Origin of the sequence: Mesorhizobium temperatum (genome assembly GCF_002284575.1) — a bacterium.
Taxonomy (GTDB): domain Bacteria; phylum Pseudomonadota; class Alphaproteobacteria; order Rhizobiales; family Rhizobiaceae; genus Mesorhizobium; species Mesorhizobium temperatum.
This window is the reverse complement of sequence record NZ_NPKJ01000048.1, coordinates 33,967-50,837: the sequence shown is the minus strand read 5'-3', so window position 1 is coordinate 50,837 and position 16,871 is coordinate 33,967. Positions and strand designations below refer to the sequence as shown.

Here is a 16,871-nt window from a genome sequence, read left to right as displayed (position 1 = left end):
GGGGCGGCATGAAGATATTGGTCCTTGGCGCTGGCGTCGTCGGCATGGCGGCGGCCTACTATCTGGCGAGCGACGGCCACGAGGTGACCGTGATCGAGCGCCATCCGGCAGTGGCGCGCGGCACCAGCCAATCGAATGCCGGCCTTGTGTCACCCGGCGACGCCACCGCCTGGGCCTCGCCCGCTGCGCTGAAGACGTTCCTGCGCGCGCTCTACAACCATGATCTCGGCATCAAGGTGCGGCTGCGCTTCGATCCCTATTTCTTCGCCTGGAGCCTGCGCTTCCTGCGCCAGTGCACGCAAGCGCGCCTGCGCGCCAACACCGACATCAAGCTGCGCCTGGCGCTCTATTCGCGCGACTGCATCAATGCCATCTCGGCCGACACCGGCATTCACTATGACGAGCGCAAGAAGGGCATTCTCTATTTCTTCCGCTCGCAGCAGAGTTTTGATACCGGCACCGACAATTACCGCTATCTCGCCGAGCACGGCCTGCCGATCGAGATCGTCGGCCGCGACCGGCTGGTCGAGCTCGAGCCCGGCCTTGCCGGGGCCAGGGACAGAATAGCCGGCGGCGTCTATTCGCCGATCGATCAGACCGGCGACTCCAGCCTATTTACCCGAAACCTCGCCGCCCATGCCGCCGAGAAACTCAGCGTCCAATTCCTCTACGGCACGATGGTCGAAGGCCTCGACATCGAAGGCGATCGGGTGCGCGCGGTGATGACCTCGGCCGGTCCGATAACAAGCGACGCCGTGGTCATCTCGATGGGACCGGAAAGCGGCCTGCTCGGCCGCCGCTACGGCATCGACCTGCCGGTCTATCCGGTGAAGGGCTACACCGCGACCGTGCCGCTGCAGGACGAGAGCAAGGGTCCGACAATGGGCGGCGCCGACGAGGATCAGCTCATCGCCTATTCCAGGCTCGGCAACCGGCTGCGGCTCGCCTCCACGGCCGAGTTCAGCGGTTTCGACCGCAGCCACAAGCCGAGCGATTTCGCCGCCATGTTCAGGACCGGCAAGGAGCTTTTCCCGGGCGCCTTCGACGAGAAGAAGGCCGAGCTCTGGGCCGGCTTGCGGCCGATGATGCCGAACTCGGTGCCGGTCATCGGCCAGGCGCGCTACAGCAATCTCTACCTCGACACCGGCCACGGCCATGTCGGCTGGACAATGGCCTGCGGTTCCGGAAAATTCCTTGCCGATGTGGTCGCCGGCCGCAAGCCGGAGATCGACCCGCAAGGGCTGGTCTACGTCAATTGAGGGGGAATTAACCGTCGTGTCGGCACCGGGTCCATTCGCCCAGCACCCACTCGGCAAGCCAGCCGCATTCAAGCTCGCCAATCTGCGTCAGATTATCGTGCCTGACGGTGAGATGCCTGAAGCCGACAATTTCGAAATCTCCGCAGTCTGCGGGATGGTCGTGCTCGCCACAGGTTAGTTGCCACTCCCCATCGAGATGACGAATGACCAATGTGACTGGCCTCTCTGAGCGAAAGACGTGCCCACATACAAGAGCCCTTGTTTCCGGCATGAACACGACCCATTCGGATTGATATTAATTCTCGCCAGCTACGATACCGAGAAGATAAATGCGCCTAGTACCGTGCACAATTTCTGAGAAAAAAATGTCCGGACCGCAAGTCGCCATCGACCTTGGCCGTATCGAGCGCAATGCACGCACGATCGTCGACCGCTGCGCCCTGTCCGGCATCAAGGTCTTCGGCGTCACCAAGGGCACTTGCGGCATGCCGCAGGTGGCGCGCGCCATGCTGCGCGGCGGCGTCGCCGGCATCGCCGAATCGCGCTTCGAAAACATCCGCCGGCTGCGCGACAGCGGCATCAATGCGCTGATCATGCTGCTGCGCAGTCCGCCGATGGCACGCATCGAGGAGGTGGTGCGCACCGTCGATATCAGCCTGCAGTCCGAGCTCGCCACCATTCGCGAGCTATCGCGCATCGCCGAACGCATGGGCCGCGTCCACGACATCATGCTGATGATCGATCTCGGCGATCTCAGGGAAGGCATCTGGCCGAACGATCTCATCCCGACAGTCGAGCAGATACTGGCGCTCAGGGGCGTTCGCATCGCCGGCATCGGCACCAATCTCGGCTGCTTCGGCGCCATCATGCCGACGGAGGAAAATCTCGGGCAACTCGTCGCCCATGCCTACAAGACCGAGCGCCTGTCCGGTGCAAGGCTGGACTGGATCTCGGGCGGCGCGTCATCGTCGCTGACGCTGCTGCTTGAAGGCAGGCTGCCCGCCGGCATCAACAATCTGCGGGTCGGCGAGGCAATCCTGCAGGGCGGCGTCGAAACCTTCCGCGAGACGCCGTGGGCCGAACTGGAACCCGATGCCTGCCGTCTGACCAGCGACATCATCGAGGTCAAGCTGAAGCCGTCGCGGCCGATCGGCCAATCCGGCTACGACGCTTTCGGCAACCAGCCGGTGTTTCCCGACGAGGGCGACAGGTTGCGCGCCATCGCCAATATCGGCCGCGAGGACGTGTTGATCGAAGGTTTGACGCCGATTGCCAAGGGCGTGCGGGTGCTCGGCGCCTCCAGCGATCATCTGCTTCTCGACGTGACCGACGCCGAGCCGCCACCCGCCGTCGGCGACCGTGTCGCCTTCCGCATGAGCTATGGCGCCATGCTGCTGGCGATGACCTCGGAATATGTCGAAAAGGCCCCGATGCACGACGTCGAGGATTTTTCCGGCCGCAAGATGGTGTCGATATCAGCCGAACCGGCCGCCGCCGGCATTCTGGCCAGGGAAGCGACCGGCGCCCGGCTGGAGGCGATGAATTTCGATGTGGTCGAGCTGGCCGATATCGAGCGGCCCCCGTCCGGCCTGGTCCGGCTCACTGCCGGGAGTGACCGGCGCATCGCCCACAAGGCGCTGACGACGACCGCGCGGGCGACGCACTCCTTCGGCCTGATCTGGATCGATTCCATCGCCGCGCTGATGCCCGAAGACGAGGACGGCATCGACCTGCCGGAAGCCTCGGTGCTGGCGCGGGCGCTCGGCCTCGACCACAAGCCCGGCGCGCTGCAGCCGCAGCTGTCGCCGGAAAACGTCGTCATCGTCGGGCTTCGGCATGCTGATCCGGCCGAGGCCCGGGTACTGAAGGATTCGCGCGTCTCCGCCTTCACCATGACCGACATCGACGCCATGGGCATGCGCGACCTGATGCACGAGGCGATCCGCATCGCCACCTCCGGCACGCAAGGCTTCCATGTCAGCTATTCCCCTGATGTGACCGAATTCGCCGGCTGGGCGGCGGGCTCCGGCGGCATCACGGTGCGCGAAACGCATCAGGCGATGGAGGCCATCGCTTTGTCCGGCGGGCTGTTGTCGATGGATGTTTCCGGCCTGACATCAGGTTTGGAACCGCGGATTGCAACAGACACCGTCAACTTCGTCATGTCGGCTTTTGGCAAGCGGATTTTGTGATCAGCCCGCGCGTCGACCCCAGGCAATCGTTTCAGGTCTGCGCTGCCCCTCACCCCCGGCCCTCTCCCCGTGAAAAACGGGGAGAGGGGGGTCGCCGGCGTTGCGGCCAAGCCCCTTCTCCCCGTCCTTCACGGGGAGAAGGTCCCGGCAGGGGGTTGAGGGGCGGTGCCGACATCGACAATTGATCGCCTCTAGTGCATTTCGCGCAAAAGTGCCCAGCGGTTTTGCGATAACGACACGCATAAAAACAAGAACTTAAAGCGCGTCGCAGGCGTCGCATTGCGTCGCATGAATCTATTCAAACGCGACGCGCTTTAGACGCCATCATTTGCCTGAGGCGATTGCCCTCCTGCGTCGACCGCCGCACGCCATGAACGCGCATAATCCGCCCAGGCTGGGTCGGCCGGCGGCTCGAACTTTTCGCTCTTGCCCTGGGCCGTTCCTTGGTCCGACGCTAGCAAGGCGGCGCCAATGCTGGTGCCGGTCGCTGCCTCGGACGCTATGACGGCCCGCGCCGTGGCCGCTGCTAGCATGCGCGTGAAAAGCCGGTTGCGGGCGAACGGGCCTTCGACGATGGTCGGGCCATCGGCGCCGATCAGATCGAGGCAGGTCGCGGTCATCAGCGCCAGGTAGAATGAGACGGTGGCAAAGCGCTGGCCATTATTGATGCCGTCGGCGTTGAGCCACGCGGCGGTGTGATGCGGAAACGGCCCCGAACCCTGTTGGGTCGAAGGCAGCAGGGACGTCTTCCGCGCGAGCACTGTGGCGATATCCCCTTCGGTCCAGTCTTCCGATTGGCCTTCCGTTAGCAGCGAAAACTCGCGGCCGCCCATGAAACGCGCCGAGGGCACGGGATCACCGAGCGCGTTGACGTTGACCAATGTGTCGCGGGCCGGGTCGAGCCCGATCTTGTTGCCGCCGACCGCCATCGACACCACCCAGGTGCCGGTCGAGACTACGGAGAAAGGCGGTCTCGCCGACAGGAGATGCGGCAGCAGCGAGGCGTTGGAATCGTGCAGGCCGCACAACACCGGCGTTTGCGGATCGAGCCCGGTTAGCTTGGCAAGGGCGGGCAGGATCGGGCCGAGGCGATCCTTCGCCGGCCGCACGGGCGCCATCAGCCGGCGCCACTCCATTTTGTCGACCAGCGACGAAAAATCCGCTTTCCAGGGGTCCCACAGATCCGTGTGGCAGCCCAGCGAGGTCACCTCATTGGCGGCGACGCCGGTCAGGCGCAAGGCCCAGTATTGCGGGTACATCAGCATCGCGGCGGCCTTGGCGAACTCCGCCGGAAAGCGCTTCTGCTGCCAGAAGAATTGCGCGCCGAGGTTGAGGCCGATCGGCAGGCGCGGCGTGCCCGTCTCGGCGAAGGCCGGACGGATCGCGTCATAGTCCTTGGCAACGGCGTCGGGCCCGGTAAATTCATAGTCGAGCACCGGTAGCGCCAGCTCGCCGGCTGCGTCCAGCAGCACGCCCGTCGCGCCATGGGTGGTGATCGATATCGCATCGATGCGCTGTTCGCGATTGATCCCGGCGAGACTGTCGAGGATGAACGACCACAGAAGCTCGACATCGTGGTGCGGGTAGAGACCGTCGGCGACGGGCGCGTTCGCCATGCGGCGCAGCGCGACTTCGCGCATATCAGCGAGATCGACCAGCGCCACCTTGGCATTGGTCTTGCCGATATCGATGACGGCGACGTGGCGGGTCATTCCATATGGAACATGGTTTCCAGCGGCACCACCACCGGCTCGTTATCAGGCTTGGTCTCCATGATGTCGGCCATCTCGGCCCACCAGCGCTGCATCACCGGGTGCTTCGGCAATTCGTCCATGCCGTGGTCGTCACGGCGCCACAGCACGCCGAACAGTATGTTAGTCTCTTCGTCGAGATGGATCGAATAGTCGGAAACGCCGGCCTGTTTCAGCAGTGAGACCAGCGACGGCCAGATGTCGTCATGGCGCCTTATGTATTCGGCCTTCATGTCGGGATTGAGCTTCATCTTGAACGCGTATTTTTCGGGCATCAGGTGAAGCGCTCCCGACGCACCCGCCGCCAGACGATCGGCAGCGCGATGACGATGATCAGCAGCAGCCCGATGAAGATCGACATGACGATCCCTGGCACATTGAGCAGCCCCAAGCCAAAAGTCACCAGCCCCATGATGAAGGCCGCCAGCACCACGCCCAGAATGCTGCCGGCGCCGCCCAGGATGCTGACGCCGCCGAGCACCACCATGGTGATGACTTCCAATTCGTAGCCTTGCGCGATCGATGGCCGGGTCGAGCCGAGCCGCGAGGTGATCAGCACCGAGGCGATGCCCGCCATCAGCCCGGTCAGGCAGAACAGGATGAACTTGACGCGGCCGACACGCACGCCGGAAAACTGCGCTGCTACCGGGTTGTTGCCGATGGCGAAGACACGGCGGCCGAAGCTCGTCCGGTGCAATAGGAACCAGTAGATGACCGCCGCGACGAGGAACAGCGCCAGTTCGAACGATACCACCCACCAGACATAGCCCTGGCCGAAGAAGGCGAAGCTCGAGGGATAGCCCTTGTAGGCCTGGTCGCCGAGGATGATGAAGGCGATGCCGCGAAACACGCTCATCGTGCCGATGGTGACGACGATCGACGGCAGGCCGAGCCTGGTGACGAGCAGCCCGTTGAAGGCGCCGCAGCCAAGCCCGACCAGGATACCGATCGCCACCAGCACCGGCGTGCCGGCGCCGGCCTGCACTGCCATGCCCATCATCGTCGAGGCCAGCGCAATGATGGCGGCGACCGAGAGGTCTATCTCGCCGGAAATGATCAGCAGCGCCATGGCGAACGCGATCAGCGCCTTTTCGGTGAAGTTGAAGGTCAGGTCCGACAGCGACCACGCGTCGAGGAAATAGGGCGAGGCGAAGCTGTTGACGGCGAAGATGGCGACCGCCACCGCGACCAGCAGCGCCTCCCAGGAGAAGATCGCCGAGCTGAACGGCTTGTCGAGCCGGTCGGGAATGTGGCGTGGGGCAGGGGTGTCGGTCATGCCGCTTCCGCCTTCTTGAGAATGATGCGGCCTTGCCGGCGTTCGCCGCGCGCGTTGAGCACCACGGCAAGGATGATGGCGCTGCCCGAAATTGCCATCTGCCAGAAGGGTGAGATGTTGATCACCGGCAGCGCGTTGGAGATGATGCCGAGGAACAGCGCGCCGAGCACCGCGCCGCCGACCGAGCCGATGCCCCCGGCGATCGAGATGCCGCCTATGACGCAGGCGGCGATGATGTTCAGCTCGTAGCCATTGGCGACCTCGACCGAGGCGATGACGTAGCGCGAGATCCAGAGATAGCCGCAGAGACCGGCGGCCATCCCCGAAATGCAGAAGACGATGAACTTGGTCCGGCCGACGTCGATGCCGGCATAGACCGACGCGGTCGGGTTGACGCCGATGGCGTAGATCGAGCGGCCGAGTGCGGTGCGCGTCATCAAGAGGAAGAACAAAGCGATGACCAGTATGGCGATCCACGACAGGACTGGGGTGCCGAGAAAGGCCGCGCGCTGCAGGCCGATGAAATCAGGGCTCATCTGGTCGGCATTGACCCAGGCGCCTCCTGATATGACGAAGGTGGCGCCGCGGTAGATGGTGAGCGTGCCGAGCGTCACCACGATCGACGGGATATTCAGCCGCCACACCAGCAGGCCGTTGATTGCGCCCAGCACCAGTCCGACCAGAAGCGTGATGAAGATCAGCAGCGGGATCGGGATTGCCGGATGCGCAGCGTTCAGCATCGCCACCACCATGCCGGTGAAGCAGAGATTGGACGCCATCGACAGGTCGATCGAGCGGGTCAGGATCACCACCATCTGCCCCAGCGCCAGGATCATCAGGATCGAAGTGTCGTTGAACACCTGGCGCAGATTGGCCGGATTGGCAAAACCCGGAAAGCGCATCGAGATCAGCCCGATCAGCACGACGATGGCCGCGAGCAGCCAGACTTCGCGGTATTTGAGAAGAACCTTCATGCTGCGATCCCCGCTGCCGTCTTGACCAGCGTTTCGGCGTCGAGCCCCTTGTTGTCATAGACCGAGGCGACGCGGCCCTCGCGCATGACGACGACGCGGTCGGACATGCCGAGGATCTCGGGCAGTTCGGACGACACCATGATCACCGACAGGCCTTGCGCGACCAGCTCGGCCATGAAGCCATGCACGGCGGCTTTCGAGCCGATGTCGATGCCTTTGGTCGGCTCGTCGAGGATGATCACCTTGGGTGCGGTCGCCAGCCATTTGGCGATGACGATCTTCTGCTGGTTGCCGCCCGACAGCGTGCCGACGTCCTGGCTCAGCGAGGAGGCGCGCAAATCGAGCCGCTCGGTGTAGGAACGGGCCAGCGCGAACTCCTCCGCCAGCCGCAGCATGCCTGACTTGGACGTACGCTTGAGCGAGGGCAGCGAGATGTTCTGGAAGATCGGCAGGCCGATCACCACGCCTTGCTTGCCGCGTTCTTCCGGCACATAGACGATGCCGGCATCGATCGAATCCGCCGCCGATTTCGGCGCGATCTGTTTGCCTTCCAGGGCGATCGTGCCGCCGCTGGTGCGGGTGATGCCTGATATTGCCTGCATCACTTCGCTGCGGCCGGCGCCGACAAGACCATAGAAGCCGAGGATTTCGCCTCTATGCAGCTCGAAGCCGATGTCATCGAACTCGGTCGGATGCGACAGGCCGGAGACAGTGAGCACCGGCGCGCCGATCTCGGCCTTGCGCTGCGGAAAAATGTGATCGACGGCGCGGCCGACCATCATGCGCACGATCTGGCCCTGGCCGGCATCCCTGATCAGGCCTTCGCCGACCATCTCGCCGTCGCGGAACACGGTGTAGCGGTCGGCGATGCGGTAGATCTCGTCGAACTTGTGGCTGATGAACAGGATCGCCTTGCCTTCGCTCTTGAGGAATTCGATGAGCAGGAAAAGCTCCTCGATCTCCTTCAGCGAGAGCGCTGCGGTCGGCTCGTCCATGATGACGATCTGGGCATCGATTGACATGGCGCGGGCGACTGCGACGAGGTGCTTGTTGGCGATACCGAGATCCTTCAGCCGCGCGTCGGCGTCGATGTGGCCGGCACCCATGGTGTTCAACACTTCACGGGCGTCCTTGCGCATGGTGCGCCAGTCGATGGTGCCGAAGCGCGATCGCGGCGCATGGCCGAGAAAGATGTTCTCGGCCACCGTCAGATCGTCGAACAGCACGGTTTCCTGATGGATGGCGGTGATGCCGTGCCCGAAGGCGGCATGCGCGCTGGGCAAGGTGACGGCCTGGCCGTCGATGCTGACGGTGCCCGCATCGGGCTGGTAGATGCCGGTCATGATCTTGACCAGCGTCGACTTGCCGGCGCCGTTCTCGCCGATCAGCGCGGTGACCTGGCCGGGATAAAGCGACAGGCTGACATCATGCAGCGCGCGCACGCCGGGAAAACTCTTCGAAATGCCGGACAAGATCAGGCGTGGAGCCACCTCACCCTCCCCCTTGTGGGGAGGGTCGCGAACGAAGTGAGCGGGGTGGGGGTCTACTAGCATATTTGGTCCTGGTGTATTGAGATGTCGCCACCCCACCCCGTCTCGCCTGCATCGCTTCGCGAAGCTGCCTCGCCGACCCTCCCCACAAGGGGGAGGGTGCAAGCGCTCCAGGATCAATAGATCTTGGAGAACTCTTCGATGTTCGACTTGTCGAACTTGAAGGGCGGAGCCATCGCGGCCGAGTTGGTGTCGTCGAGCGTGACCTTGCCGACGCGGCCGATCGACAGCGTCGCACCCGGCTTGGCTTCTTCCTTCTTCACCGCCAGATCATGGGCGAGGTAGACGGCCGAGTAGCCGAGGTCGATCGGGTTCCACAGCGCGACCGCTTGGCTGGCGCCATTGTCGATGAACTTCTTGAACTCCGACGGCAGCGCCAGGCCGGTGACGTTGACCTTGCCGATCAGGCCTTGGTCGGTCACCACCTGCGCGGCGGCCACGACGCCGACCGTGGTCGGTGCGATGATCGCCTTGAGGTTCGGATAGGATTTTAGCAGGCCCTTGGCCTCGTCCGTGCTCTTGGCCGAGTCGTCGTCGCCATAGACGGTGGCGACGAGATTGATCTTGGGGAATTTCTCCGGCAGCACCTTCTTGGCCGCGTCGATCCAGGCATTCTGGTTGGTCGCGGTCGACGAAGCCGACAGGATGGCGACATCGCCGCCTTCCGGCAGGTAGTCGGCGGCAAGCTTGATGATCGTCTCGCCGATCAGGTTGGTGTCCGAGGGGTTGAGGTGGAGCTGGCGGCCTTCCGGAGCGACGCCCGAATCCCACGAGATGACGGTGATGCCGCGATCCATCGCCTTCTTCAGCGCCGGCACCAGCGCGTCGGCGTCATTGGCCGAAATGGCGATGGCATCGACCTTCTGGGCGATCAACGAATTGATCACCTCGATCTGGGCTTCGGCGGTGGCCTTGGTCGGGCCGGTGTAGATGATGTCGACGCCGCCGAGTTCCTTGGCCGCCTCTTCGGCGCCCTTGTTGGCGGCATCGAAGAAGCCGTTGCCAAGCGACTTGACCACCAGCGCGATCTTGACGTTCTCGGCATAGGCGGCATTCACGAACATGGCGGCGGAGAACGCCGCCGTAATCATCAATTTCTTCAAAAAGCTCATCGAATATCCTCCCTTGAGCGTTGCATTCCATCGCCGCTGCGGGCGTCTCAGGCCTGCAGCGAAGATTCTTCCTTATTGCCTAGCGTTGTGCGGGCGACGACCAGCGTCACACCAGCGGCCTCCAACATCTTGGCCTCGCGGTCCTCGATGCCGTCGTCGGTGATGACGGTCGCGATGCGCGACAGGCCGCACAGGATCAGGCTCGAGCGTTTGCGGAATTTCGACGAGTCGACCAGCACCACCAATTCGTCGGCTTGATCGATCAGTTTCCGCTCGGCCTGGATCAGCAGTGGGTCGCCTTCCATCAGGCCGAGCGGCCCGAGCCCTTGCGCGCCCATGAACATGCGACGCGCATAGAAATTGCGCGTCACGTCATTCTCGAAGGGCGACAGGATGATGTTCTGCTCGCGGTAGATGGTGCCGCCCGACAGCATCACCGTGTTCTTGGAGTGCTTGAGCAGGTGCTCGGCGATCGGAAAGGAATTGGTGAAGATCGGCATGCGGCGGCCAGTCAGGAAATGCACCATCTGGAAAGTGGTGGTGCCGCCATTGATGATGATCGGCTCGCCATCCTTGCAGAGTTCCACGGCGTCACGCGCGATCGCCCGCTTCTGCGAAGCGTTGATCGTCTCGTTGACGGAAAAGGGCCGGCCGGCAAGACCGATGAATTGCGGTGGGGTGATCGCTTCGGCGCCGCCACGCACGCGGCGCAGGCGCTTTTGCACATGCAATGCGGCGATGTCGCGCCGGATCGTCGCCTCGGACGAGTCTGTCAGGTCGACCATCTCCTGCACCGTCACCACAGGCTTTTCCTGGACGGCGGACAAAATGATCCTGTGGCGCTCTTTTTCGTGCATGGTTCCTCCCTGCCAGCACATCTAGGCACTCAAAACGCGCAGTGTCAATCATTTCCGATCAGATAAATCCATTGTGCAGTGCAATATGATCGATGTTGATCGTTTGTGATTGACAACGCCGCCGCTTGCGTAGAAATTCGGACCAAAGGGGTCGCGCCGTTTTGCGCGTCTCACGTCACGGGAGGATTACCTATGCTCGACAAGCGCTCCGGCACGCGCCTCGCCAATCTTTGGAATGAGGCGAAAGCCCTGGGGATGAGCGAGCCGGAACGTCTCGTCTATCGCTCGAATGTTCTCGGCTCCGACAAGCGCGTCACCAACTATGGCGGCGGCAACACCTCTTCCAAGATCTGGCAAAAGGATCCGCTCACCGGCGAGAGCGTGGAAGTGCTGTGGGTCAAGGGCTCGGGCGGCGACAGCGCCTCGATCAAGCTCGACGGCTTCGCCACGCTCTACATGGACAAGCTGCGCGCGCTGAAGGGTCTCTATCGCGGTCTCGAGCATGAGGACGAGATGGTCGGCTATTTGCCCCATTGCACCTTTAATCTTAATCCACGCGCGGCCTCGATCGACACGCCGCTGCACGCCTTCGTGCCGAAGCCTCATGTCGACCACATGCATCCCGACGCCATCATCGCGATTGCCGCCGCCAAGGATTCGAAGGCGCTGACCAAGGAGATCTTCGGCGACGCGATCGGCTGGCTGCCATGGAAGCGTCCGGGGTTCGAACTCGGCTTGTGGCTGGAAAAATTCTGCCTCGAGAACCCTGAGGCCAAGGGCGTTGTGCTGGCAAGCCATGGCCTGTTCACCTGGGGCGACACCCCTCGCGAATGCTACGAGACGACGATCTCGGTGATCAACCAGGCGATCGAGTGGTTCGAGCGCAAGTCTGAAGGCAAGCCGATCTTCGGCGGCGAAGTCGTAAAATCGCTTGACGCGCCGGCGCGTCGCGCCGTGGCGGCAAGACTGATGCCGAGGGTCCGCGGCCTGATCTCGGAGAAAAGCCACAAGCTTGGCCATTTCGACGATTCGCCTGCCGTGCTCGAATTCGTCAATTCGAAGGATTTGCGTCCGCTGGCGGCGCTCGGCACGTCCTGCCCGGATCATTTTCTGCGCACCAAGATCCGGCCGCTGGTCATCGAGTTCGACCCCAAGGCCCCCGATGTCGATGCCGTCATTGCCCGTCTCGCCGACGACTTGGCGGAGTATCGCGTCGGCTATCAGGCCTATTATAACAGGTGTAAGCATGCGGATTCGCCACCGGTGCGTGATCCGAACGCCGTGGTCTATCTGATGCCCGGCGTCGGCATGTTCACCTTCGCCGCCGACAAGGCGACGGCGCGCATCTCGGGCGAATTCTACGTCAACGCCATCAATGTCATGCGCGGCGCCTCGACGGTGTCGACCTATGTCGGCCTGCCCGAGCAGGAAGCCTTCGACATCGAGTACTGGCTGCTCGAAGAGGCAAAGCTGCAGCGCCTGCCGAAGCCGAAGGCTCTTGCCGGCCAGATCGCGCTGGTCACCGGCGGCGCCGGCGGCATCGGCCGGGCGACGGCCAACCGGCTGCTGCGCGAAGGCGCCTGCGTCGTGCTGGCCGATATCGACGAGACCGCACTTGCCAGCGCCAATGACGAGCTTGCCAAAGCCTATGGCAAGGATTTCGTGCGGCCGCTGGTCATCAATGTCACCGCTGAGGACCAGGTGATCTCCGGCTTCGCCGAGACGGCGGTCGAGTTCGGCGGCATCGATATTCTGGTGTCGAATGCCGGCCTGGCAACCTCGGCGCCGATCGAGGAGACGACGCTGGCGCTGTGGAACAAGAACATGGACATCTTGTCGACCGGCTATTTCCTCGTTTCGCGGGAAGCATTCCGGCTGTTCCGGGCGCAGAAGATTGGCGGCAACGTCGTCTTCGTCGCCTCCAAGAACGGTCTTGCCGCATCGCCCAATGCCGCAGCCTATTGCACGGCCAAGGCCGCCGAAATCCACCTGGCACGCTGTCTGGCGCTGGAGGGCGCGGAAGCGCAGATCAGGGTCAATGTCGTCAATCCCGACGCCGTGCTGCGCGGCTCGAAGATCTGGACCGGCGAGTGGAAGGAACAGCGCGCCGCCGCCTACAAGATGTCGACCGATGACCTCGAGGAGCACTACCGCTCGCGCTCGATGCTGAAGCGTTCGGTATTCCCCGAGGACATCGCCGAGGCGATCTATTTCTTCGCTTCCGACATGTCGGCCAAGTCGACCGGCAACATCGTCAATGTCGACGCCGGCAACGCCCAGAGTTTTACGCGATAATAGTTTGAAGGCGGCGCTGCCCCTCACCCTTACCCTCTCCCCGCAAGGACGGGGAGAGGGGGTCGCCAATGCCGGAGCGCTTCCCTTCTCCCCGTCTCTATACGGGGAGAAGGTTCCGGCAGGCGGATGAGGGGCAGCGCCAACCGAACGCATTTGGGAGGAAACGCAGTGTCCGAAACCATCATCTCAGCCGAGATCGTTGACAAGGACAATGCCGCGCGCAAGGCCGATCTCGAGCGTGACTACGACTCGCTCGGCGAACGCCTCGACCGGCGCGGCATCGCTATCGACGCTATCAGCGATAAGGTCGAAAAATTCGCTGTGGCGATCCCGTCCTGGGGCGTCGGCACCGGCGGCACCCGCTTTGCCCGCTTTCCCGGCGCCGGCGAGCCGCGCGATATCTTCGATAAGATCGAGGATTGCGCCGTCATCCGGCAGTTGACGCAGGCGACGCGGACCGTCTCGCTGCACATTCCGTGGGACAAGGCCGATCCGAACCGGCTGAAGCAGGCCGCGTCCCGCTTCGGCCTCGGCTTCGACGCCATCAACTCAAACACCTTCTCCGACGCCAGGGACCAAAAACTGTCCTACAAATTCGGCTCGCTGTCGCATGCCGATGCCGCAACGCGCCGGCAGGCGGTCGAGCACAACCTCGAATGCATCGAGATCGGCAAGACGCTGGGATCGAAGGCACTGACCGTATGGATCGGCGACGGCTCGAATTTCCCCGGTCAGGTCAATTTCGCCAAGGCGTTCGAACGCTATCTCGACGCGATGAAGGAGATCTACGCCGGACTGCCGGACGACTGGAAGCTGTTCACCGAACACAAGATGTACGAGCCGGCCTTCTATTCGACGGTCGTGCAGGACTGGGGCACCAACTACATGATTGCCACGGAACTCGGCGACAAGGCGTTCTGCCTGGTCGACCTCGGCCATCATGCGCCAAACGTCAACATCGAGATGATCGTGTCGCGGCTGATCCAGTTCAAGAAACTCGGCGGCTTCCATTTCAACGATTCGAAATATGGCGACGACGATCTCGACGCCGGCTCCATAGATCCCTACCGGCTGTTCCTCGTCTTCAACGAACTGGTCGATGCCGAGCTTTCCGGCGCTGAAGGTTTTGATCCGGCTCACATGCTCGACCAGAGCCACAACGTCACCGACCCGATAGAAAGCCTGATGCTGTCGGCAGTCGAGGTGCAGCGCGCCTATGCGCAGGCGCTGCTGGTCGACCGCAAGGCACTGGAAGCCTATCAGGACGCCAATGACGCGCTGATGGCGACGCAGACGCTGAAAGCCGCCTATCGCACCGACGTCGAGCCGATCCTCGCCATGGCGCGGCTGAACACGGGCGGCGCCATCGATCCGGTCGCCGCCTACCGCGCCGCCGGCTACCGGGCCAAGGTCGCGGCGGAACGGCCGCCGGTTGCCGGTGGCAGCGGCGGGATTGTTTGATATCGGCCTGAAATGAAAAAACCCGCCTGAGGCGGGTCGCGGCGCAAATCAACACTATGAGTAACCAATAGCATAACTGCCGGCACAAAGCAAGAACAAAATAGGCTGTGCCAAGCAGTACAGGGAGGGGCGCGAAGGATCGCGGCTTCATTCCAGCTTGGGTTCCTCGCCCCACGAAAGTGGGGAGAGGTGGCTCGGCGAAGCCGAGACGGAGAGGGGACTGCACCTTACGAAAGCCCCCTCTCCGGCCGCTTCGCGGCCACCTCTCCCCGCTTCGCGGCGGGCGAGGAACCCAGGTCTTGAGAGTTCGTGGAAGGTGCAAGCCTCGCCGAATCTTCATTATTGTCAGTAGACTCAACCTCACCAAGCGGCTTTTCTAGGCGCATCCCACCCCTCGGAGAACGGCCATGCACCGCCGCACCCTAATCGCGATCAGTCTTTCCCTCACCTTGACCTTTGCGCCGCTGGTGGCCGCATTCGCCGCCTCGCCGCAGCCGGCGAAGGGCGAGCGTGGCATGGTGGTGACCGCCCAGCATCTTGCGTCGCAAGTCGGCGTCGAGGTGCTGAAGAAGGGTGGCAACGCGGTCGATGCGGCGGTCGCCGTCGGCTATGCGCTGGCTGTGGTCTACCCGAACGCCGGCAATATCGGCGGTGGCGGGTTCATGACCATCCGCTTCAAGGACGGCCGCTCGACGTTCCTCGATTTCCGCGAGCGCGCGCCGCTCGCCTCGACGAAAACCATGTATCTCGACAAGGATGGCAAGCCGGTGAAAGGTGCCAGCCTCGACGGCTATCTCGCGGTCGGCGTGCCGGGCTCGGTGGCCGGCTTCGAGACGGCGAGGGAAAAATACGGCACGCTGACGCGGCAGGACTTGATGGCGCCGGCAATCCGCTATGCCAGGGACGGCTTCGTGCTGGAGCAGGGCGATGTCGCCTCGCTCGAAGGCGGCGCCGCGCGGCTGGCCAAGGACCCGGCCGCGGCCGCCATCTTCCTGAAGCCGGGCGGCAAGCCTTATGCCATCGGCGAGCGCCTTGTCCAGGCCGATCTCGCCGCCTCGCTCTCGGCCATTTCGGAGCGAGGCCGCGACGCCTTCTACAAAGGGCCGATCGCCGACGGCATCGTCAAGGCGAGCGCGGAGAAGGGCGGCATTCTGGCCAAGGCGGATTTCGAGACCTACGCGGTTCGCGAACTCGAGCCGGTGACCTGCAACTACCGCGGCTATGAGATCACCTCCTCGCCGCCGCCGAGCTCGGGCGGCGTCATCATCTGCGAGATCCTCAACGTGCTGGAATTCTATCCGCTGTCCTATCTCGGCGCCGGTTCCGCCGAAACCGTTAAAGTCATGGTCGAGGCGATGCGCCATGCCTATGTCGACCGCAATTCGGCGCTCGGCGATCCCGACTTCGTCGACAATCCGGTCGAAAAGCTGCTGGACAAGAAGTATGCGAAGGAAATCCGCGAAAAGATCGATCCGTTCCGGGCCGGCGTGTCGCAGGAATTGATGCCGAAGGGTTTTGGCGAGAGCCAGGAGACGACGCATTATTCGATCGTCGACAATGACGGCAACGCCGTCGCGGTGACCTATACGCTGAACGGTTCGTTCGGCGCCGGCGTCGTCGCCGACGGCACCGGCATCCTGCTCAACAACGAGATGGACGATTTCACCCAGAAACCGGGCGTGCCCAATCTCTACGGCCTGGTCCAGGGCGAGGCGAATGCGATCGAGCCGAGGAAGACGCCGCTGTCGTCGATGAGCCCGACCATCGTCGCCAAAGACGGCAAGCCGTTCATGGTCATCGGCAGCCCCGGCGGCTCGCGCATCATCACCATCACGCTGGAAGCGATCGTCAATGTCGTCGATCACGGCATGAACATCCAGGAGGCGATCGACGCGCCGCGCATCCACCACCAGTGGCTGCCCGACACGGTCTATATCGAACCGTTCGGCCTGTCGCCCGATACCGAAAAACTGCTTGCCGGCATCGGCTACCACCTCGATGTCACCGATGCGACCTGGGGTCAGGCGGCCGGCATCCTGGTCGGCGGCAAGAGCCTGGCCGAGATCGAGAAGGGAGGCGGCGCCCGCTACAACGGCGCTATCGACAGCCGCGCCGCGTCCGGCGAGGCGATCGGATATTAATTT

The 16,871-nt window shown here is 63.3% G+C and carries 13 protein-coding genes; 6 read left to right on the top strand and 7 right to left on the bottom strand.

All coding sequences use genetic code 11. The features are described 5' to 3' along the window. The first annotated feature begins 8 nt into the window (after positions 1-8). The 3 genes from CIT26_RS16250 to CIT26_RS16245 all read left to right on the top strand — a co-directional run bounded on the left by CIT26_RS16250 (position 9) and on the right by CIT26_RS16245 (position 3,451). Entirely contained in the window at positions 9-1,259 is a 1,251-nt protein-coding gene (locus tag CIT26_RS16250) for a D-amino acid dehydrogenase (RefSeq protein ID WP_095493517.1), read from the top strand. 16 nt (positions 1,260-1,275) lie between these two features. Then, positions 1,276-1,437 carry a hypothetical protein gene (locus tag CIT26_RS36625; protein ID WP_167391424.1) on the top strand — a complete coding sequence of 54 codons (162 nt, stop codon included), beginning with the start codon at positions 1,276-1,278 and terminating at the stop codon, positions 1,435-1,437. A gap of 187 nt (positions 1,438-1,624) precedes the next feature. Further along, entirely contained in the window at positions 1,625-3,451 is a 1,827-nt protein-coding gene (locus CIT26_RS16245) for an alanine racemase (RefSeq protein ID WP_095493516.1), read from the top strand. 314 nt (positions 3,452-3,765) lie between these two features. Here the strand turns inward: CIT26_RS16245 and CIT26_RS16240 are convergent, their stop codons facing one another. The 7 genes from CIT26_RS16240 to CIT26_RS16210 form a co-directional block, all read right to left on the bottom strand. Continuing rightward, on the bottom strand, positions 3,766-5,163 hold the full coding sequence (locus CIT26_RS16240) for an FGGY-family carbohydrate kinase (RefSeq protein ID WP_095493515.1): 1,398 nt from the start codon (positions 5,161-5,163) through the stop codon (positions 3,766-3,768). Then, a complete protein-coding gene (gene rhaM, locus CIT26_RS16235) occupies positions 5,160-5,477 on the bottom strand; it encodes an L-rhamnose mutarotase (protein ID WP_095493514.1) in 318 nt (105 codons plus the stop codon). Before rhaM ends, CIT26_RS16240 begins: the two co-directional genes overlap by 4 nt. Next, positions 5,477-6,478 carry an ABC transporter permease gene (locus CIT26_RS16230; protein ID WP_095493513.1) on the bottom strand — a complete coding sequence of 334 codons (1,002 nt, stop codon included), beginning with the start codon at positions 6,476-6,478 and terminating at the stop codon, positions 5,477-5,479. Before CIT26_RS16230 ends, rhaM begins: the two co-directional genes overlap by 1 nt. Further along, positions 6,475-7,452, bottom strand: a complete 978-nt coding sequence (locus CIT26_RS16225) for an ABC transporter permease (RefSeq protein WP_095493512.1) — start codon at positions 7,450-7,452, stop codon at positions 6,475-6,477. The genes CIT26_RS16230 and CIT26_RS16225 overlap by 4 nt, the downstream gene beginning before the upstream one ends. After that, positions 7,449-8,942, bottom strand: coding sequence for a sugar ABC transporter ATP-binding protein (locus tag CIT26_RS16220; protein ID WP_095493511.1), 1,494 nt, complete (start codon positions 8,940-8,942; stop codon positions 7,449-7,451). The genes CIT26_RS16225 and CIT26_RS16220 overlap by 4 nt, the downstream gene beginning before the upstream one ends. A gap of 176 nt (positions 8,943-9,118) precedes the next feature. Then, positions 9,119-10,114 (bottom strand): rhamnose ABC transporter substrate-binding protein, encoded by a 996-nt coding sequence (gene rhaS, locus CIT26_RS16215; RefSeq protein WP_095493510.1) that lies wholly within the window; start codon positions 10,112-10,114, stop codon positions 9,119-9,121. 47 nt (positions 10,115-10,161) lie between these two features. Further along, complete coding sequence (locus CIT26_RS16210) at positions 10,162-10,971, bottom strand: DeoR/GlpR family DNA-binding transcription regulator (protein ID WP_095493509.1); 810 nt, start codon at positions 10,969-10,971, stop codon at positions 10,162-10,164. Between the two features lie 192 nt (positions 10,972-11,163). Between CIT26_RS16210 and CIT26_RS16205 the strand changes: the two genes are divergently transcribed. The 3 genes from CIT26_RS16205 to ggt all read left to right on the top strand — a co-directional run bounded on the left by CIT26_RS16205 (position 11,164) and on the right by ggt (position 16,868). Continuing rightward, positions 11,164-13,266, top strand: a complete 2,103-nt coding sequence (locus CIT26_RS16205) for a bifunctional rhamnulose-1-phosphate aldolase/short-chain dehydrogenase (RefSeq protein ID WP_095493508.1) — start codon at positions 11,164-11,166, stop codon at positions 13,264-13,266. A gap of 168 nt (positions 13,267-13,434) precedes the next feature. After that, positions 13,435-14,727, top strand: a complete 1,293-nt coding sequence (gene rhaI / locus CIT26_RS16200; protein WP_167391423.1) for an L-rhamnose catabolism isomerase — start codon at positions 13,435-13,437, stop codon at positions 14,725-14,727. 407 nt (positions 14,728-15,134) lie between these two features. Further along, complete coding sequence (gene ggt, locus CIT26_RS16195) at positions 15,135-16,868, top strand: gamma-glutamyltransferase (protein WP_095493506.1); 1,734 nt, start codon at positions 15,135-15,137, stop codon at positions 16,866-16,868. The last annotated feature ends 3 nt before the right edge of the window (positions 16,869-16,871 follow it).

Coding starts and splice junctions, on each gene's coding strand:
- CIT26_RS16250 (WP_095493517.1), top strand. CDS start 9: ATGAAGATATTGGTCCTTGGCGCTGGCGTCGTCGGCATGGCGGCGGCC.
- CIT26_RS16245 (WP_095493516.1), top strand. CDS start 1,625: ATGTCCGGACCGCAAGTCGCCATCGACCTTGGCCGTATCGAGCGCAAT.
- CIT26_RS16240 (WP_095493515.1), bottom strand. CDS start 5,163: ATGACCCGCCACGTCGCCGTCATCGATATCGGCAAGACCAATGCCAAG.
- rhaM (WP_095493514.1), bottom strand. CDS start 5,477: ATGCCCGAAAAATACGCGTTCAAGATGAAGCTCAATCCCGACATGAAG.
- CIT26_RS16230 (WP_095493513.1), bottom strand. CDS start 6,478: ATGACCGACACCCCTGCCCCACGCCACATTCCCGACCGGCTCGACAAG.
- CIT26_RS16225 (WP_095493512.1), bottom strand. CDS start 7,452: ATGAAGGTTCTTCTCAAATACCGCGAAGTCTGGCTGCTCGCGGCCATC.
- rhaS (WP_095493510.1), bottom strand. CDS start 10,114: ATGAGCTTTTTGAAGAAATTGATGATTACGGCGGCGTTCTCCGCCGCC.
- CIT26_RS16210 (WP_095493509.1), bottom strand. CDS start 10,971: ATGCACGAAAAAGAGCGCCACAGGATCATTTTGTCCGCCGTCCAGGAA.
- CIT26_RS16205 (WP_095493508.1), top strand. CDS start 11,164: ATGCTCGACAAGCGCTCCGGCACGCGCCTCGCCAATCTTTGGAATGAG.
- ggt (WP_095493506.1), top strand. CDS start 15,135: ATGCACCGCCGCACCCTAATCGCGATCAGTCTTTCCCTCACCTTGACC.